Genomic DNA, 18733 nt, shown 5'->3' on the forward strand with positions numbered 1-18733 from the left:
GGCACCCGCGCCCGACCACCGGGCCCGGCCGAGACGCACCCCGGCTACATGTCCAGCAGCGCGCGCGACTTCTTCACGTCATCCCTGATCGCTTCCAGCAGCGCCTCGATCGACTCGAACTTCCGCTGCCCCCGCACATACGAGAAGAAGTCCACGGTCACATGCAGCCCATACAGATCCAGCCCCACACGGTCGATCGCATACGCCTCGACCGTCCGCTCCGTGCCCTCGAACTGCGGGTTCGTGCCCACCGAGATCGCCGCCGGCATCCGTTCCCCGTCCGCCGTCAGCCAGCCCGCGTAGACCCCGTCCGCCGGGATCGCGGTATGCGGCAGGGTCTCCACGTTCGCCGTCGGGAAGCCGAGTTCGCGTCCGCGCTGCGCACCGCGTACGACCACGCCCTCCACCCGGTGCGGACGGCCCAGGATCTCCGCCGCGCCCGCGACGTCGCCCTCGGCGACCAGCTTGCGGGTGAGGGTCGACGAGAAGGGCTCGCCGCCGCCCGCCTCGCCGGTGACGTAGAGATCGACGACCTCGACCTCGTAGTCGTAGGTCACCCCCAGATCGGCGAGGACGGCGACATTTCCGGCGGCCTTGTGACCGAAGCGGAAGTTCGGGCCTTCGATGACCGCCCGGGCGTGCAACTTGTCGACCAGGACCTTCACGATGAAGTCGGCGGGCGACAGCTTGGAGAACTCGACGGTGAAGGGGAGGATCAGCAGCGCGTCCACCCCCAGGTCGCCCATCAGCTCGGCGCGCCGGTGGTGGGGCGCGAGCAGGGGCGGGTGGCTGCCGGGGCGTACGACCTCGCTGGGGTGCGGGTCGAAGGTCACGACGACCGACGGCACCCCCAGCTCGCGCGCCCGTTCCACGGCCCGTCCGATGATCAGCTGGTGACCGCGGTGCACCCCGTCGTAGGAGCCGATGGTGACGACGCTGCGCCCCCAGTCCTGGGGAATGTCCTCCAAGCCACGCCAGCGCTGCACTGTGACCGCTCCTCGCCCGAAACTGTGTACGTCATTACCGATTACGCAGCTCTAAGACTGCCATGCCGAACACGCCCCTCGTACACCGGTGGTGCACTCCGAGCGCCCTGCCGGTGGGGTGAGTGGCGGGCGTGGGGTGGACAGACACCGGTGGGAGGGGGACCGTGGGGCGGGCGTGCCTGTCCGCCCCACGGTGGGGGGTCAGCCGAAGACCGCGAGGCTCTTGGCCTTGCCGTTCTGCTCCTCGACCAGCGCCACGAAGCGCCCCTGGGGGTCGAACACGGCCACCGGGCCCGTCGCGTACGAGGGCATGTCCAGCCGTACGCCGTTGAGCAACAGCTTGGCCCGCTTCTCGTCCACGTCCCAGCGCGCGAACGCCGCGGCGGCGGCCTCCGCGACCGGCATGACGGTCAGCTCCTCCTGGAGCTGGTCGAGCGTCTTCGCCGCGTCCAGTGCGTAGGGACCCACCCGGGTCCTGCGCAGCGCGGTGAGATGGCCGCCGACCCCGAGGCCGGCGCCGAGGTCGCGGGCGAGTGCCCGGATATACGTACCGGAGGAGCAGACGACGGAGACGACCAGGTCGAGGACCGGAGTGCCGTCCTCCGCGACCGCCTCGCGGACGTCGTAGAGACGGAACGAGGAGACGGTCACCGGGCGGGCCGGGATCTCGAACTCCTCGCCGCCGCGTACGCGCGCGTACGACCGCTTGCCGTCGATCTTGATGGCGCTGACCTTGGACGGCACCTGCATGAGGGCGCCGGTCAGCGCCGCGATCCCGGCGTCGATGGCGTCGCGCTTCACCGCGGAGGCGTCGGTGGAGGAGGTGATCTCCCCTTCCGCGTCGTCGGTGACGGTGTTCTGCCCCAGCCGGATCGTGCCGAGGTACTCCTTCTCGGTCAGCGCGAGATGTCCGAGGAGCTTCGTGGCCCGCTCCACGCCGAGGACGAGGACGCCCGTCGCCATGGGGTCGAGGGTGCCGGCGTGGCCGACGCGGCGGGTTCTGGCGATCCCGCGCATCTTGGCGACGACGTCATGCGAAGTGAAGCCCGACGGCTTGTCCACGATGACAAGCCCGTCGGGCGTCGTGTTCTGCTGAGTCATTCCGCGGCGGCGCCGTCCGTGTCGTCGGTGTCGTCCTCGTCGTCCTTGCGGTACGGGTCGGCCCCGGCGGCATAGGTCTTGCCGGTCGACACCTCCCGTACCTCCGCGTCCTTGGCGCGCGCCTTGTCGAGCAGGTCCTCGATGGTGCGGGCGTTGTCCGGCAGGGCGTCGGGCACGAACGCCAGCGTCGGCGTGAAGCGCACACCCGTCTGACGGCCCACCTCGGAGCGGAGGACGCCCTTGGCGCTCTCCAGGGCCGCCGCGGAGGCCGCGCGCTCCTCGTCGTCGCCGTAGACCGTGTAGAAGACCGTGGCCTCCCGCAGGTCGCCGGTGACACGGGCGTCCGTGATGGTCACGAAGCCCAGTCGCGGGTCCTTGATACGGCGGTCCAGGGTCTCCGCGACCACGACCTGGATGCGATCGGCCAGCTTGCGGGCCCGCGCGTTGTCGGTCACCGGTCCGTCACTCTTCCTTCTGGGTTTTCTGGTGTACTGGTCAGTCTTCATCGCCGTGCAGCCGCCGTCGTACCGACAGCAGCTCCACCTCGGGGTGGCCGGCGACCATGCGCTCGCACCGGTCCAGCACGTCCGTGAGGTGCGCCCAGTCCCCGGACACCACCGCGAGACCGATCTCGGCCCTGCGATGGAGGTCCTGGTCGCCGGTCTCCGCCACGCTCACCGCGAATTTCCGCTGGAGCTCGGCGACGATGGGCCGGACGACGGAGCGTTTCTCCTTCAACGACCGTACGTCGCCGAGGAGCAGATCGAAGGACAGTGTCCCCACATACATGCGTTTCCGGATCCCCGCCGGTACGGGTTCAGATGCCCTGCCAGCGCTTGGCAGGGGCACAAGAACCGTACACGGAACGGCCGGGGCCGATCGACGGAATATGCGTCCCGTCGACCGGCCCCGGACCGGTTGTCGCGCGTCAGCCGCGCGGCTTCTCGCGCATCTCGTACGTCGCGATGACGTCGTCGATCTTGATGTCGTTGAAGTTTCCGAGGTTGATACCGCCCTCGAAGCCTTCGCGGATCTCGGTGACGTCGTCCTTGAAGCGGCGCAGACCCTGGATGTTGAGGTCCTCCGCGATGACCTTGCCATCGCGGACGAGCCGGGCCTTGGTGTTCCGCTTGACCTCGCCGGAGCGGATGAGAACACCCGCGATGTTGCCCAGCTTGGACGAGCGGAAGACCTCGCGGATCTCCGCCGTACCGAGCTCGACCTCTTCGTACTCCGGCTTGAGCATGCCCTTGAGGGCGGACTCGATCTCCTCGATCGCCTGGTAGATGACCGAGTAGTACCGGACGTCCACGCCTTCGCGCTCGGCCATCTGCGCGGCACGCCCGGCGGCGCGCACGTTGAAGCCGATCACGATGGCGTCGGAGCCCATGGCCAGGTCGATGTCCGACTCGGTGACCGCACCCACACCGCGGTGCAGAACCCGGATGTCGACCTCGTCGCCGACGTCGAGCTGGAGCAGCGAGGACTCCAGGGCCTCGACCGAACCGGACGCGTCGCCCTTGATGATGAGGTTGAGTTCCTGCACCAGACCGGCCTTGAGGGCCTCGTCCAGGTTCTCCAGGGAGAACCGGACGCCCCTGCGGGCGAAGGCCGCGTTCCGCTCACGAGCGGCGCGCTTCTCGGCGATCTGCCGGGCGGTGCGGTCCTCGTCGACCACGAGGAAGTTGTCGCCGGCGCCGGGGACGTTGGTGAGACCCAGGACCAGGACCGGCGTCGACGGCGCCGCTTCCTCGACGTTGTTGCCGTTGTCGTCGAGCATCGCCCGGACTCGGCCGTACGCGTCACCGGCGACCATCGTGTCACCGACGCGCAGCGTGCCGCGCTGGACGAGCACGGTGGCGACGGCGCCGCGACCGCGGTCGAGGTGGGCCTCGATGGCGATACCCTGCGCGTCCTGTTCCGGGTTGGCCCGGAGGTCGAGCGAGGCATCCGCGGTGAGGACCACGGCCTCCAGCAGGCTGTCGATGTGCAGGCCCTGCTTGGCGGAGATGTCGACGAACATCGTGTCGCCGCCGTACTCCTCGGCCACCAGACCGAACTCGGTGAGCTGACCGCGCACCTTGGTCGGGTCGGCGCCCTCGACGTCGATCTTGTTGACCGCGACCACGATCGGCACATCGGCCGCCTTGGCGTGGTTCAGCGCCTCGATCGTCTGGGGCATCACACCGTCGTTGGCCGCGACCACCAGGATCGCGATGTCGGTGGACTTGGCACCACGGGCACGCATGGCGGTGAACGCCTCGTGACCCGGGGTGTCGATGAAGGTGATCTTGCGCTCTTCACCGTTGACGTCCGTGGCGACCTGGTACGCGCCGATGTGCTGCGTGATACCGCCGGCCTCGCCCGCGACGACGTTCGTCTTGCGGATCGCGTCCAGCAGCCTGGTCTTACCGTGGTCGACGTGACCCATGACGGTCACGACCGGCGGACGGGACACGAGGGCTTCCTCGCCGCCCTCGTCCTCGCCGAACTCGATGTCGAAGGACTCAAGCAGCTCGCGGTCCTCCTCCTCGGGGCTGACGATCTCGACGACGTAGTTCATCTCGCCGGCGAGGACCTGAAGGGTCTCGTCGGAGACGGACTGCGTGGCGGTGACCATCTCGCCGAGGTTCATCATCACGGCGACGAGCGACGCCGGGTTGGCGTTGATCTTCTCCGCGAAGTCGGTGAGCGACGCACCGCGCGACAGCCGGACCGTCTGGCCCTGGCCGCGCGGCAGCATCACGCCGCCTACCGACGGGGCCTGCATGGCCTCGTACTCCTGGCGCCTCTGCCGCTTCGACTTACGGCCACGACGGGCGGGCCCGCCGGGACGGCCGAACGCGCCCTGTGTGCCACCACGGCCGCCGGGACCACCCGGACGTCCGCCGAAGCCGGGACGGCCACCGCCGCCACCACCGAAGCCGCCGCCACCACCGGGACGACCCGGAGCGCCGCCACCGCCGCCGCCACCCGGGCGACCGGCGAAACCGCCACCGCCGCCACCACCGGGACGACCGGCGAAGCCGCCGCCGCCACCGGGACGACCGCCGCCGCCACCGGCACCGCCGGGACGACCGCCGCCACCGGGACCACGGCCGCCGCCGGGGCCACCACCGGGACGCGGACCGGCAGCGGGACGCTGCGGCATCATGCCCGGGTTGGGACGGTTACCACCGGGGCCACCGCCGGGACCCGCGGCGCGGGGCGCCTGCGGACGCGGCATACCGCCGGGGGTGGGACGTCCACTGCCGCCACCGGGACCGGCCTGCGGACGGGGACCGCCCTGACCGGAGCCCTGCGGGCGCGGAGCGCCACCGGGGGCACCGGGGCCGCCGGGACGCGGGGCGCCGCCGGGACGGGGCGCCTGCGGGCGCGCCATTCCGGTGGAGCCACCCGAGGTGAAGGGGTTGTTGCCCGGACGCGGGCCCGCGGGGCGGGCACCGGGACGCGGGGCCTGGCCGGGGCGCGCGCCGCCGGAGCGACCGCCCTGACGCTGGTCACCCTGACGCTGATCGCTCTGCCGCTCTCCCTGGCGCTGGTCGCCCTGGCCGCCCGTCGGGCGGTTGGACGGACGCGGGCCGGGGGTGGCACCGGGCCGGGGACCGGCGGCCGGGGCCGACGGGGGCGCGGTGAACTCCGGGGCCGCCGGTGCGGCGGGCGCCGGCTTCGGCGCGGCAGCCGCGGGGCGCGGGGCCGGACGCGGGCCGGGCGTCGGCGCGGGAGAAGAAGGGGTGCTCCTGGGGGCCTCGGCGACGGCCGGCTTGGGGGCCGGGACACCGGGCTTGGGGGCAGCGGGACGTGCCGCCTGCGCCGGAGAGGGCGCTGCGGGCCTTGCGGGGGTCGCCTTGCGGGGCGCCCCGGGCTTGGCAGCGGTCTTGCCGGCGTTGCCGCCGGGACCCTGCAAAGCGTCAGTAAGTTTGCGTACGACCGGCGCCTCGATCGTCGACGACGCCGAACGGACGAATTCACCGAGTTCTTGGAGCTTGGCCATGACGACCTTGCTCTCCACGCCGAACTCCTTGGCGAGTTCGTATACCCGGACCTTAGCCACTTCGCTCCTTTTAGGTCCGGGTTACCGCCGGACCGTCGCTACTTCATGGGCGTACTCATCGCGTACTCATCGAGTGCTCATCGCAATCTCGACCTACTTCCAACTCGCGAGGTACCTGAACCGCACGGGGTCCCGTGCCGTACTTCTTCCTACAGTGCTGCCTGCACTGTGATCGCCTCGACAACCCGGCGCAGCTCCGCGCTGTCGAGCGGTCCCTGGACCCGGAAGGCCCGGGGGAACGCCCGGCGGCGGACCGCCAGATCGAGACAGATCAAGGCGGGGTGCAGATACGCACCCCGGCCGGGCAGCGTACCGCGTTGATCGGGAACACATTGTTCTCCGGCCACCACGATGCGCAACAGATCGTTCTTGGCCGCTCGCTCCCGGCAGCCCACGCAGGTTCGCTCAGGGCATGCCCGGTCGATCGTCCGGCCAGACACGTTCAAGTCTACCTCCCCGCGCCGACCCCACCCCTTTGGGGCAAGGTTCGAACGCCTGCCGCCCGAAAGATCGCGTCGGTGTCCGGCGTGGCCACGTCGCGGCATACCGCGACGGGCCCGCACCGCCGGTCATTCCTTGATCATTCGAGCCGGATGATCAGCCGCGGTCGCTACCGCGGTCCCCGGTCGTCGCGACCGCGGTCCCGGTCGTCGCCGCGGTCCCGGTCGTCGTCCGTGGGCTCCGTGTCCGGCCGGATATCGATGCGCCAGCCGGTCAGCCGGGCGGCGAGCCGGGCGTTCTGCCCTTCCTTGCCGATCGCCAGCGACAGCTGGTAGTCGGGCACGGTCACCCGCGCGGAGCGGGCGCCCAGATCGACGACCTCGACCTTGCTGACCCGGGCCGGCGACAACGCGTTGGCCACCATCTCGGCCGGGTCGTCCGACCAGTCGACGATGTCGATCTTCTCGCCCAGCAGCTCGGCCATGACATTGCGCACACGCGCGCCCATCGGGCCGATGCAAGCGCCCTTGGCATTGAGACCGGAACGTGTCGACCGTACGGCGATCTTGGTGCGGTGGCCGGCCTCGCGGGCGATCGCGGTGATCTCGACGGAGCCGTCCGCGATCTCCGGGACCTCCAGCGCGAAGAGCTTCTTCACCAGATTGGGGTGGGTACGGGACAGCGTCACCGAAGGCCCGCGCACCCCTCTGGCCACCCTGACCACATACGTACGCAGCCGAAGACCGTGGGTGTACTCCTCGCCCGGCACCTGTTCCTGCACCGGAAGGATGGCCTCAAGCTTGTCGTCCAGCTTGACCAGGACGTTCTTCGGGTCCTTGCCCTGCTGGACCAGACCGGCGACGATATCGCCCTCCCGGCGCGCGTACTCGCCGAAGGTCACATCGTTCTCGGCGTCCCGCAGCCGCTGCTGGATGACCTGGCGGGCGGTGGTCGCGGCGATCCGGCCGAAGTCCGACGGGGTGTCGTCGAACTCCTTGGGCTCCTGCCCCTCCTCCAGATCGGCCGGGTCCTCCTTGGCCCAGACCGTGACATGACCGGTGTCCCGGCTCAGCACGACCCGGGCGCGCCGGTGGCTGCCCTCGGTGCGGTGGTAGGCGATGAGGAGCGCCGATTCGATCGCCTCGACCAGCAGGTCGAAGGGAATCTCCTTCTCTTGTGCCAAGCCCTTCAGGAGCTTCACATCGATGTCCACGGCTACGCCTCCTCTTCCTTCTTGTCCTTGCGGCTGAACTCGATCTCCACGCGCGCCTTCTCGATCCCGGCGAACTCGATCCGGCGGGCGGTGGGCTTGCGCCCCTTCACGCCCGGCACTTCGAGGTCGAGCCCCTCGGCGTCGACGGTGAGGATGCGGGCCACCAGCTCGCCGGCGTCGTGCAGCTGGAACCTGGCCAGCCGGCCCACGGCGCGCACGTAGTGGCGGTGTTCTGTCAGCGGGCGCTCCGCGCCGGGGGAGGTCACTTCGAGCTGGTACTCGTCCTCGCCCATCGCGTCCGTCTCGTCGAGCTTGTCGGAGATGGAGCGGCTCAGCTCGGCACACTCGTCGAGGTCCACGCCCTCGTCGGAATCGACCACGACCCTCAGCACACGACGCCTGCCCGCCCGGGACACCTCGATCTCTTCCAGATCCAGGTCCTTCGCGCTGACGAGTGGTTCCAGCAGTCCGCGCAGCCTTTCGCTCTGGGTGGTGCTCATCCGGGTGACTCCTCGGCCGCGTGTGCTGTTGTGGGATCGTCGCGTGTCAGATCAAAGGGTATCCGGTCCCAAGGGGTGTTGCCGTCCACCTGGGGGTGACCCGCGGGTACGCTCGCCTGCGGTGATCATCGCGAAGCCCGAGGAGAGACGCGTGGGGCGCACGGGGACGACACGGAGGCATGCGCTGATGGCCGCGGGCGCCGCGACGGCCGGTCTGGTGACCGGCTGTTCCGAGGATTCCCCGGCCGCGGACAGCCCGGCGGGAATCGCGCGGGCGGCCGAGACCGAACGCGCGCTGCGGGCGCGCGCGGCCGGCGCCCAGCGGAAGTTGCTGGGGCAGTACGACGCCGTGCTGAAGCGGCACCCCGGGCAGCGTAAGCGGCTGACCCCGCTGCGGGCGGCGGTCGTACGGCAGTTGGCGGCGCTGGACCCGGAGCCGTCCAAGTCCGCGAGCCCGTCCGCGCCGCCCTCCCCCGCTCCGTCCGTTTCCGTCACGGCCGCGGGCCCGGCGCCCGGCTCGCCCGCGATCCCCGCGGAACCGGCTGAGGCGCTCAGGGCACTGGCCGCGACCGAGCGCCGTACCAGCGACACGCACACCGCGGCGCTCATGGAGGCGCCGCCGGAGCTGGCCCGGCTGCTGGCCTCTCTCGCGGCGGCGAGCGCCGCCCACGCCTATCTGCTGATGGAAGGATCCCGCTCATGAGCACGGCCCGGACGGTGCGCACGACGCGGACAGCCGGCACGGCGACCGCGACGGGCGACGGTGCGCTGGAGGCCGCGCAGGCCGCGCTCGCCGCCGAGCACGCGGCGGTGTACGGGTACGGGGTTGTGGGCGGTCGCGTCGGCAGCGCACGCCGGAGCGAGGCCACCAGCGCGCACGCGGCGCACCGGGCCCGGCGTGACGCGCTGGCGCGGACCGTACGGGACCTGGGCGGTACACCCGCCGCCGCTGCCCCCGCGTACGCCCTGCCCTTCCCCGTACCGGACTCCGCCGCGGCCGTACGGCTGGCCGCCGAGCTGGAGGACAAGGTCGCGGGCGTCTACTCCGACCTCGTACGGGCCTCGGAGGGCCCCCTGCGGCGGGAGGCGGCGGGCGCGCTGCGCGAGGCCGCCGTGCGCGCGGTGCGCTGGCGCGGCACCGGCGTAGCCTTTCCTGGGCTCGCCGAGCGCGCGTGAGCCCGTGAGCTCGGAAAGGGAACAACGCACGTATGGGTTTTGAACCGCCGCAGCGGCTGGTGCGCACGCTCGGCGAGAGGTACGGGGAGACCGCCGCGGCCGAATGGCTCGGCCGGCTGCCCGCCATCGCGGGTGAGGCCGTCGCCCGGCGGGGCCTTGAGGTCGAGCGGGTGATCGCGCCCGGCGGCCGGAGCGGTCTGGTGCTGCTCGTACGGCGGTCCGACGGTTCCCCCGCGACACTCAAGATCGTTCCGCCGTTCGCGGCTCCCTCGCTGGAGCGGGCGGCGCTGGCGCGCTGGAAGGGCTGGGGAGCGGTGGAACCGCTCGACGCCGGGGACGACGGTGGCGCGGACGCCCCGGACACCGCCGGTGGCGCACTGCTCCTGGAGCGGCTGCATCCCGAGGTGTCGCTGCGCTCCCTGCCGGAGGCCAAGTCACTGCTCGAAGCGGCGGGTACGGTGCGTCGGCTGTGGGTCGACCCGCCCGGGGGCCATGGCTTCGAGACGGTGGCCGAGCGGACCGCGCGCGAGGCGGTGGCGCTGCGGACGACCGCCGACGACTCACTCGCGCCGCTGGTGTCGGCGGCGCTGGCGGCGCGCGACGAACTCTGCGCCTCCGCGGCGGAGGTACAGCTCCTGCACGGCGCCTTCGGTCAGGGCAAGGTGCTCGCCGGCGACCGCGCGCCCTGGCTCGCGGTCGGCCCGGAACCGCTGGTCGGTGAGCGCGCCTACGATCTGGCCCGGCTGGTGCGCGACCGGGTCGAGGACCTGGTGGCGGCCTCGTCGGGGCCGTCCTCGGCCCGTCGGCGCGTCAACAGACTGGCCGATTCGCTGGATCTGGACCGGGAACGGGTGCGTGGGTGGACGCTGTTCCGGGCGGTGGAGTCGGGGGTGCGCACGCTTCGGGCGGGACACCGGCAGAGCGGGGAGCTGCTGCTGGAGTTCGCGGGCTGGCTTTAGGGCCTGTCCGGCGAACCGGATAAGACGGGGACGGGCTCGGTGTGCGAGCCCGTCCCGCGATGAGCCCCGGCTCAGGCCGTCAGGCGGGCGATCGCCTCCGCGACCGTCACTTCCTCACGCTCGCCCGTACGGCGGTCCTTCAGTTCCACGACGCCTTCGGCCGCGCGGCGGCCCGCCACCAGGATCTTGGGGACACCGATCAGTTCGGCGTCGGTGAACTTCACCCCCGGCGAGACCCCGGGGCGCTCGTCCACCAGCACCCGCAGACCGGCCGCCGACAGCTGCTCGGAGACGTCCAGCGCCAGTTCCGTCTGGAGCGCCTTGCCGGCGGCGACGACGTGGACGTCGGCCGGGGCGATCTCCCTGGGCCAGCACAGTCCCTGTTCGTCGGCGCTCTGCTCGGCCAGGGCCGCCACCGCGCGCGAGACACCGATGCCGTACGAGCCCATGGTCACGCGGACCGGCTTGCCCTGCTGGCCGAGGACATCGAGCTGGAAGGTGTCGGCGTACTTGCGGCCGAGCTGGAAGATATGGCCGATTTCGATCGCGCGGTCGAGCTTGACGCCGGTGCCGCAGACCGGGCAGGGGTCGCCCTCCTCGACCACGACAACGTCCAGATAGTCGTCGACCTCGAAGTCCCGTCCGCAGACCACATCGCGCGCGTGGGTGTCGGGCTTGTTGGCTCCGGTGATCCAGGCGGTGCCCGCCGCGACGCGCGGGTCGGCGATGTAGCGGATCTTGAGGCCCTGCGGGCCGACATAGCCCCGTACCAGCTCGGGACGGTCCTCGAAGTCCTCGGCCGTCACCAGCTCCACCACCGCGGGGGCGAGATGCTCGCCCAGCTTGCCGAGGTCCACCTCGCGGTCGCCGGGGACGCCGACCGCGGTGATCTCGCCGTCGATCTTGACGAGGAGGTTCTTCAGGGTCGCCGAGGCAGGCACCCCGAGGTGCGCGGCGAGCGATTCGATGGTCGGGGTGTCGGGGGTGTCCAGCTCCTCGATCGGGCCGGGCTCGGCCGCCGCGGGCACGGACGCGGTGAAGGTGACAGCCTCGGTGTTGGCCGCGTAGTCGCACGCCGGGCAGTCGACGAAGGTGTCCTCCCCGGCCGCCGCGGGCGCCAGGAACTCCTCGGAGGCGGAGCCGCCCATCGCGCCGGAGACCGCGGAGACGATCCGGAAGTCGAGACCGATGCGCGCGAAGATCTTCTGGTAGGCGGCGCGGTGCAGCGCGTACGACTCGGCCAGGCCCTCGTCGGTGGTGTCGAAGGAGTACGAGTCCTTCATCTGGAACTCGCGCCCGCGCAGCACACCGGAGCGCGGCCTCGCCTCGTCGCGGTACTTCGTCTGGATCTGGTAGAGCATCACCGGCAGGTCCTTGTAGGACGTGCACTGGTCCTTGACCACCTGGGTGAAGATCTCCTCGTGGGTGGGGCCGAGCAGATAGTCGGCGCCCTTGCGGTCCTTGAGGCGGAACAGCAGATCGCCGTACTCCTCCCACCGGCCGCTCGCCTCGTACGGCTCCCTGGGCAGCAGCGCGGGCAGCAGCACCTCCTGCGCACCGATCGCGTCCATCTCCTCGCGGACGACGCGCGAGATGTTGTCGAGGACCTTCTTGCCCAGCGGCAGCCAGCTCCAGATGCCGGCGGACGTACGGCGGACATACCCCGCGCGGACGAGCAGCTTGTGGCTGAGCGTCTCGGCGTCCGCCGGGTCGTCGCGCAATGTCTTGACCATCAAACGGGACATGCGCTGGACCTGGGACATGGGGAGCACTCCTGCGTTCTCTCGGCTGATGCCAGGAGGTTAGCCGGGGCACGCCCGCGGGCGGAAATCAGTTCTCCGCGCCGCCCGCCCTGCGCAGCGGGAGCGGGGCGCCCATCACGGCGTACGGCTTGGGGGCGCTGGGGAAGTGGACCTGGCGGGCCAGGTCCGTGTAGCCGAGCGCGCGGTAGAGGCGGCGGGCCGGGCTCTCGATATCGATCGCGGACAGGATCGACTTGGGTTCACCGGCGCTGTCGGTGATCGTGGTGATCAGCGCGCGGCCGATGCCCCGGGCCTGGAACTCCGGGTGGACATGCAGTTCGGTGATCACGAAGGAGTCGACGAGCCAGTCCTCGGAGCCGGTGGTGCGCAGATACGGCTCGACGACGGTGGACCACCAGTGGGCGCGGTCGTTCGGCAGGCCGTATACGAAGCCGACGAGCCGGCCTGCCGCGGTGGTCGCGCCGAGGGCGCGGGAGCCGCGCAGCAGCAGATGCCGGAGCACGATATGGCGGCGTACCTCGATCTCTTGGTCGCTGAGCCCGAAGGCGAGTGCCTGTACGGCAAGCGCCTCGTCCACACGTGCGGCGAGATCGACCGGCCCTACCTGTACGTCGGGGGTGCGGGGGCCCCGCCCGGGAATGCTCAGCATGGGCCGAACCCTACTTTCAGAACAGCACGCTCATGAAGGCACCCACTTCACGGAAACCCACCCGGCGGTACGCGGCTCTGGCAGGGGTGTTGTAGTCGTTCACGTACAGGCTCACGACGGGGGCGACATCGGCCAGCGCGTACCGCACGACCGCCGCCATGCCCGCCTCGGACAGGCCGCGACCGCGGAATTCGGGGTCGACCCAGACGCCCTGGATCTGGCAGGCCCGGGTGGTGGCCGCGCCGATCTCGGCCTTGAAGATGACCCTGCCGTCGTCGATACGGGCGAACGACCGTCCCGCGCCGACGAGTTCGGCGACGCGCGCCTGGTAGAGCAGTCCGCCGTCCCCGGCGAGCGGCGAGACACCGACCTCCTCGGTGAACATCGCCACGCAGGCGGGCATGATCACGTCGAGTTCGGCCTTGTGGATACGGCGTACGAGCGGATCGGGCGCGACCGTGGCGGGCGCCTGCTCGGTGACCATCAGCGGCTGGTGGGCGCGGATCTCGCGGGCCGGGCCCCAGCTCGGCTCAAGCAGCCGCCACAGCTGGGTGGTGGGCTCGGCGGGGCCGACGATCGAGGAGCAGCGGCGGCCGGCCCTGCGCGCCCGGTCGGCGAAGGCGCGCACGGCCTCGGGGGTGGCACAGATGGGGACGAGATTGGCGCCGGAGTAGCAGAGCGAACGCAGCCGCCCGTCCGCGTACCAGCCCCACATCTCGCCGCCGAGGCGCCAGGGGTCGAGCCCCGCGACCTGTACGCGGGACGTCACAAAGGCGTTTTCGACGGGCTCGCTCTCCAGGATGGCGAGCGCGGCGTCGAGTTCGCTGGGTTCGAGGACCCGGGTGGTGGTCTGCGTCAACACGAGGGGGCCTCACCATACGTCTGCCGATCTCCGCACTGTACCCGGACCCTTCCCGGTATGCCGCTCATCGGAGCGGGGTCCGATATCGCCGCAGGTCAGAGACGCGAAAGAGCCCGCGGCCGATGCCCGGGGGCGGTGGCTGCGGGATCCGTCGCGAACATATGTCCATAGCCGGACAGGCTCTGGGGCAGCGCGGTCAGCTGACGGAGACCTCGGGCTCGCCCGAGGCGACGCCGTCCTTCTCCATCTGCTCGGCGATCTTCATGGCCTCGTCGATCAGGGTCTCCACGATCTTCGATTCCGGGACGGTCTTGATGACCTCGCCCTTCACGAAGATCTGGCCCTTGCCATTGCCGGACGCGACACCGAGGTCGGCCTCGCGGGCCTCGCCGGGACCGTTCACGACACAGCCCATGACGGCGACGCGCAGCGGGACCTCCATGCCCTCCAGACCGGCCGTCACCTCGTCGGCCAGCTTGTAGACATCGACCTGGGCCCGGCCGCAGGAGGGGCAGGAGACGATCTCCAGCCGACGCTGGCGCAGGTTCAGCGACTCCAGGATCTGGATGCCGACCTTGACCTCCTCCGCGGGCGGGGCGGAGAGCGAGACCCGGATCGTGTCGCCGATGCCCTCGCTGAGGAGTGCGCCGAAGGCCACCGCGGACTTGATGGTGCCCTGGAACGCGGGTCCCGCCTCGGTGACGCCGAGGTGCAGCGGATAATCGGACTGCGCCGCGAGCTGGCGGTACGCGTTGACCATGATCACCGGGTCGTTGTGCTTCACCGAGATCTTGATGTCGCGGAAGCCGTGCTCCTCGAACAGCGACGCCTCCCAGAGCGCCGACTCGACAAGCGCCTCCGGCGTGGCCTTGCCGTACTTCGCCAGCAGACGCGCGTCCAGCGAGCCGGCGTTCACGCCGATCCGGATCGGGGTGCCGGTCTCGCCGGCCGCCTTCGCGATCTCCTTGACCTTGTCGTCGAACTGCTTGATGTTCCCCGGGTTCACCCGCACCGCCGCGCAGCCCGCGTCGATCGCCGCGAACACGTACTTCGGCTGGAAATGAATATCCGCGATCACCGGGATCTGCGACTTCCGCGCGATCGTCGCCAGCGCGTCCGCGTCGTCCTGCGTCGGGCACGCGACCCGTACGATCTGGCAGCCGGACGCCGTCAACTCCGCGATCTGCTGCAACGTGGCGCCGATGTCCGACGTACGCGTCGTCGTCATCGACTGCACCGAGACCGGTGCGTCCCCGCCGACCGCCACCGACCCCACCTGGATCTGACGGCTGACCCGTCGGTCGGCGAGCTTCGTCGGAACGGACGGCATTCCGAGAGAAATTGCAGTCATCTGCTGTGCAACCCCAAGGTGTGGATCGAGGTCCCGAGATCGGCGGGCTCCAGCACCCGAGATTACGCCACCGCGTACGGGCCGAGCACATCCTCGCGAAAACTCCACCCAAAGGTAAGCGGCCGGACACGAATGGTGTCCGGCCGCCGTGAAACGGGTTCTATCAGCTGATCTTGACGGGGTTGAAGACATCGGCGACCAGGACGAGCAGGGTGAAGCAGATGAAGATCCCCGCCACGACATAGGCGACGGGCATCAGCTTCGCGACATCGAACGGGCCCGGGTCGGGCCGCTTGAACAGCCGTGCGAGCCTGCGCCGCAGCGATTCCCAGAGCGCGCCCGCGATATGCCCGCCGTCGAGGGGCAGCAGGGGGAGCATGTTGAAGAGGAAGAGCGACAGATTGAAGCCCGCGAGCAGGAACAGCATCATCGCGATCTGGTTCTGCGCGGGGATGTCCAGCGTCATCACCTCGCCGCCGATACGTGCCGCGCCGACCACACCGACCGGTGAGTCGTCCTTGCGGGGGCCGTCGCCGAAGGCCGCGCTCCAGAGATCGGGGATCTTGGAGGGCAGGGCCAGGATCGACTCGACACCGTCCCCGATCATGGTGCCCATCCGGTCCACGGACTGCGGGAAGGAGAGTGGGACGATCTCGGTGGAGGCGGCGAAGCCGAGATAGCCGGCCGGTACGAAGTCGCCCGGGACGACCTCTCCGTCGGAGTCCTTCTTGGCCACCGTGTTCTCGGCGAGCGTGGCGTGCAGGACCTTCTCGGTGCCGTCGCGGTCGACGGTGATGGTGGCGGGGCCGATCGTCTTACGGATGAGGCCGGAGAGCGTCGCCCAGTCCTCGACGCGCTGCCCGTTGAAGGCGACGATCTTGTCGCCCTTCTGGAGACCGGCCGCGCGCGCGGGCGAGACGGGGTCCTTCTTCTCGCAGGTGTCGCGCTTCTCGCTCTGCGAGATCACACACTGCTGGACGCCGGCGACCTGGGTGGTCTGGGTCTGGAAGCCGAAGCTCATCGCCACGCCGATGAAGATCACGGCGGCCAGGACGAGGTTCATGAACGGACCCGCGAACATCACGATCACGCGCTTCCACGGCTTGCGCGTGTAGAAGAGGCGCTTCTCGTCGCCCGGTTCCAGCTCCTCGAAGGCGGCGGAGCGCGCGTCCTCTATCATTCCGCGCCACGGCGAGGTGGAGCGAGCCTCGATCTTGCCGTCGGGGCCCGGCGGGAACATTCCGATCATCCGGATATAGCCGCCGAGCGGGATCGCCTTGATCCCGTACTCCGTATCGCCCTTCGTGCGCGACCAGATGGTCGGCCCGAAGCCGACCATGTACTGGGGCACGCGGATGCCGAAGATCTTGGCCGTGGAGAGATGGCCCAGTTCGTGCCAGGCGATGGAGAAGAGCAGCCCCACGACAAAGACGGCGATGCCGAGGACCGTCAACAGGATCGTCATGCGCGAGCCTCCGCTGGCTGTTCTGCACTGTAGTTGGCTGCCGTTTCACGGGCCCGGGCGCGGGCCCAGGTCTCCGCTTCGAGGACGTCCGCCACGGTGAGCGAGGTTCCCGTACGGGGGGTGCCGTGCTCCGCGACGACCTCCGTGACCGTATCCATGATGCCGTTGAACGGCAGCCGTCCCGCGAGAAACGCGTCCACGCACTCCTCGTTCGCGGCATTGAACACCGCCGGGGCCGTGCCGCCCAGGGCGCCGACCTGCCGGGCGAGTCCCACAGACGGGAACGCCTCGGTGTCGAGCGGGAAGAACTGCCAGGTCGAGGCAGTGGTCCAGTCGAAGGCCGGCGCGGCGTCCGGCACCCGCTGCGGCCAGCCGAGACCCACGGCGATCGGCCCGCGCATATCGGGCGGGGTCGCCTGGGCCAGCGTCGAACCGTCGTTGAATTCCACCATCGAGTGGACATACGACTGGGGGTGTACGACGACCTCAATGCGTTCGAAGGGAATGTCGTACAGGAGATGCGCCTCGATCACTTCGAGGCCCTTGTTGACAAGGGTCGCGGAGTTGACCGTGATCACCGGACCCATGGCCCAGGTGGGGTGCGCGAGGGCGTCCTTGGGGGTGACATGCGCCAGCTCGGCCTTCGTACGGCCCCGGAAGGGCCCACCGGAGGCCGTCACCACGAGCTTGCGCACCTCGGCGCGGGTGCCGGCGGCCAGCGCCTGGAAGAGCGCGGCGTGCTCGGAGTCGACGGGGATGATCTGGCCGGGCCTGGCCAGGGCCTTCACCAGCGGGCCGCCGACGATCAGCGATTCCTTGTTGGCGAGCGCGAGCGTACGGCCCGCCGCGAGGGCGGCGAGGGTGGGCGCGAGGCCGATGGAGCCGGTGATGCCGTTGAGCACGGTGTGGCAGTCCGACGCCGCCAGCTCCGTGGCGGCGTCGGGTCCCGCGAGGATCTCGGGGAGCGGTTCACCCGTCCCGTACCGCCCGGCGAGCGCCTCCCGGAGCGCGGGCACGGCCTCCTCACGCGCGACCGCGACGGTACGGACCCGCAGCCGCCACGCCTGCTCTGCGAGCAGCTCCACGCGACCGCCGGCGGCGGAGAGCGCGGTGACACGGAAGCGGTCGGGGTGACGCAGAACCAGGTCGATGGCCTGCGTGCCAATGGATCCGGTGGAGCCGAGGACGACGATGTCCCGGCGGCCTTCGATCGGATCGAAGGTGATGTGCGGATCGGCGAGAGGGGCTGGGCTGTCGCTCATGCCCCCATTCTTGCCTCATCCCCGCGCCGGGAGGACAGCGCGCCCTCCAGTTGTTCCCCGTGCGCCGGTCCTGATGGCTGTTTCACGACGTTTTCGCGGCTTCCCCGGCCACCGGGCGGAACTTCTGCCACTGGGCCCGGACGATCTCGTCGGGCACGCCCCCGACGTCCTTCGTGCCGGTGATCTCGGCGCGGAAGGAGAGCGTGGTGGAGCCGGACCGTATGACGGTCAGATACTCGTACAGCTTCAGCGTGCCCTTCACGTCGAGGATGGTGAAGCGATACGCCCTCGCCTCGTCCCCCACATCCGGGGCGGTGGCGGGCTCCACCTTCAGATAGGTCGCCCGCGCCAGCGCCCGGTCCTCGGTGAACCCGCCCGCGCACTCCCGCCCGGCCGTGGCGAGGGCCTTCATCACACCGGTCGCGTCCCGCGCGGTGTACGAACGCAGCTGTACGGAGACGGTGAGGCCGAGCATCTCGTCGGGGATGTCGGCCTTGCGCTGGACCTCGGCGACGGGGTCGAACGCGGTGGCGCCGCTGGCGAGGCTGACGAGCGGCTGGCAGACAGCGGGCTCGGCGGTGTAGTCGTCGCCAAGGGGCCCGCCAAGGGCGTACTCGGAGGCGGTGTACGCGCCGATACGCTCGCCGTCGGTCAGCGACGCGGCGGTGAGCCGGTCCTCCGTGAGCGGCGCGGGCCCGGTGGCGGAGGCGGCGCCGGAGGGCTTGCCGGCCGGATTCCCGCTCGCCTTGCCGTTCGCCTTCCCGTCCTTGCCGTCGTCGGCGCTCTGCCCGTCACCACCGCACGCGGCCACTCCGACCAGTACCAGCCCGGCGGCCACCGCCCCGAGACCCCGCCGTGCCGACCGCTTCCCAGCCCCGAACATCCTTGCCCCCGTCGTGAGTCGATCGCGCCGCGCTGACGGCGCGCCTCCCGATTGTGAGGCATGCGGGA

General features: G+C 70.6%; 18 protein-coding genes. 3 read left to right on the forward strand and 15 right to left on the reverse strand.

Annotated features, from left to right (window positions below; translation table 11 throughout):
• Positions 1-44: 44 nt before the first annotated feature.
• From AB0M67_RS38210 to rimP, 8 genes are all read right to left on the reverse strand, one after another.
• Entirely contained in the window at positions 45-986 is a 942-nt protein-coding gene (locus AB0M67_RS38210) for a bifunctional riboflavin kinase/FAD synthetase (protein ID WP_365752360.1), read from the reverse strand.
• Positions 987-1187: 201 nt separating this feature from the next.
• Positions 1188-2087 (reverse strand): tRNA pseudouridine(55) synthase TruB, encoded by a 900-nt coding sequence (gene truB / locus AB0M67_RS38215; RefSeq protein WP_365752361.1) that lies wholly within the window; start codon positions 2085-2087, stop codon positions 1188-1190.
• Entirely contained in the window at positions 2084-2542 is a 459-nt protein-coding gene (gene rbfA / locus AB0M67_RS38220) for a 30S ribosome-binding factor RbfA (protein ID WP_365752363.1), read from the reverse strand. The genes truB and rbfA overlap by 4 nt, the downstream gene beginning before the upstream one ends.
• A gap of 40 nt (positions 2543-2582) precedes the next feature.
• Positions 2583-2876 (reverse strand): DUF503 domain-containing protein, encoded by a 294-nt coding sequence (locus tag AB0M67_RS38225; protein WP_365752366.1) that lies wholly within the window; start codon positions 2874-2876, stop codon positions 2583-2585.
• A 139-nt stretch (positions 2877-3015) separates the two neighbouring features.
• The gene (infB, locus tag AB0M67_RS38230) at positions 3016-6141 is read right to left on the reverse strand and encodes a translation initiation factor IF-2 (RefSeq protein WP_365752368.1); all 3126 of its coding nucleotides are present in this window, start codon (positions 6139-6141) and stop codon (positions 3016-3018) included.
• A 149-nt stretch (positions 6142-6290) separates the two neighbouring features.
• Positions 6291-6581, reverse strand: a complete 291-nt coding sequence (locus AB0M67_RS38235; protein ID WP_365752407.1) for a YlxR family protein — start codon at positions 6579-6581, stop codon at positions 6291-6293.
• Positions 6582-6751: 170 nt separating this feature from the next.
• Positions 6752-7795, reverse strand: coding sequence for a transcription termination factor NusA (gene nusA / locus AB0M67_RS38240; RefSeq protein ID WP_351393902.1), 1044 nt, complete (start codon positions 7793-7795; stop codon positions 6752-6754).
• A gap of 2 nt (positions 7796-7797) precedes the next feature.
• Positions 7798-8295 carry a ribosome maturation factor RimP gene (gene rimP, locus AB0M67_RS38245; RefSeq protein ID WP_365752370.1) on the reverse strand — a complete coding sequence of 166 codons (498 nt, stop codon included), beginning with the start codon at positions 8293-8295 and terminating at the stop codon, positions 7798-7800.
• Between the two features lie 121 nt (positions 8296-8416).
• On the opposite strand from rimP, the gene AB0M67_RS38250 reads away from it, so the two are divergent.
• From AB0M67_RS38250 to AB0M67_RS38260, 3 genes are read left to right on the forward strand one after another with little or no spacing between them, the layout of a single operon-like run.
• Complete coding sequence (locus AB0M67_RS38250; RefSeq protein WP_365752372.1) at positions 8417-8998, forward strand: hypothetical protein; 582 nt, start codon at positions 8417-8419, stop codon at positions 8996-8998.
• Positions 8995-9471, forward strand: a complete 477-nt coding sequence (locus tag AB0M67_RS38255) for a DUF4439 domain-containing protein (protein ID WP_365752374.1) — start codon at positions 8995-8997, stop codon at positions 9469-9471. The genes AB0M67_RS38250 and AB0M67_RS38255 overlap by 4 nt, the downstream gene beginning before the upstream one ends.
• A gap of 32 nt (positions 9472-9503) precedes the next feature.
• Positions 9504-10430, forward strand: a complete 927-nt coding sequence (locus AB0M67_RS38260; RefSeq protein WP_365752376.1) for an aminoglycoside phosphotransferase family protein — start codon at positions 9504-9506, stop codon at positions 10428-10430.
• A gap of 71 nt (positions 10431-10501) precedes the next feature.
• On the opposite strand, the gene AB0M67_RS38265 is transcribed toward AB0M67_RS38260, so the two are convergent.
• The 7 genes from AB0M67_RS38265 to AB0M67_RS38295 all read right to left on the reverse strand — a co-directional run bounded on the left by AB0M67_RS38265 (position 10502) and on the right by AB0M67_RS38295 (position 18665).
• Entirely contained in the window at positions 10502-12193 is a 1692-nt protein-coding gene (locus AB0M67_RS38265; RefSeq protein ID WP_365752378.1) for a proline--tRNA ligase, read from the reverse strand.
• A 67-nt stretch (positions 12194-12260) separates the two neighbouring features.
• Positions 12261-12842, reverse strand: coding sequence for a GNAT family N-acetyltransferase (locus tag AB0M67_RS38270; protein ID WP_365752380.1), 582 nt, complete (start codon positions 12840-12842; stop codon positions 12261-12263).
• Positions 12843-12858: 16 nt separating this feature from the next.
• Positions 12859-13704 (reverse strand): GNAT family N-acetyltransferase, encoded by an 846-nt coding sequence (locus AB0M67_RS38275; protein WP_365752382.1) that lies wholly within the window; start codon positions 13702-13704, stop codon positions 12859-12861.
• 196 nt (positions 13705-13900) lie between these two features.
• Complete coding sequence (ispG, locus tag AB0M67_RS38280) at positions 13901-15055, reverse strand: flavodoxin-dependent (E)-4-hydroxy-3-methylbut-2-enyl-diphosphate synthase (protein WP_365752384.1); 1155 nt, start codon at positions 15053-15055, stop codon at positions 13901-13903.
• A gap of 163 nt (positions 15056-15218) precedes the next feature.
• Positions 15219-16520 (reverse strand): site-2 protease family protein, encoded by a 1302-nt coding sequence (locus AB0M67_RS38285; RefSeq protein WP_365752386.1) that lies wholly within the window; start codon positions 16518-16520, stop codon positions 15219-15221.
• Positions 16517-17782, reverse strand: a complete 1266-nt coding sequence (gene dxr / locus AB0M67_RS38290) for a 1-deoxy-D-xylulose-5-phosphate reductoisomerase (protein ID WP_365752389.1) — start codon at positions 17780-17782, stop codon at positions 16517-16519. Before dxr ends, AB0M67_RS38285 begins: the two co-directional genes overlap by 4 nt.
• 82 nt (positions 17783-17864) lie before the next feature.
• Positions 17865-18665, reverse strand: coding sequence for a hypothetical protein (locus tag AB0M67_RS38295; protein ID WP_365752391.1), 801 nt, complete (start codon positions 18663-18665; stop codon positions 17865-17867).
• Positions 18666-18733: the final 68 nt, after the last annotated feature.

The sequence above is a fragment of the Streptomyces sp. NPDC051662 genome (assembly GCF_040681655.1).
GTDB lineage: Bacteria > Actinomycetota > Actinomycetes > Streptomycetales > Streptomycetaceae > Streptomyces.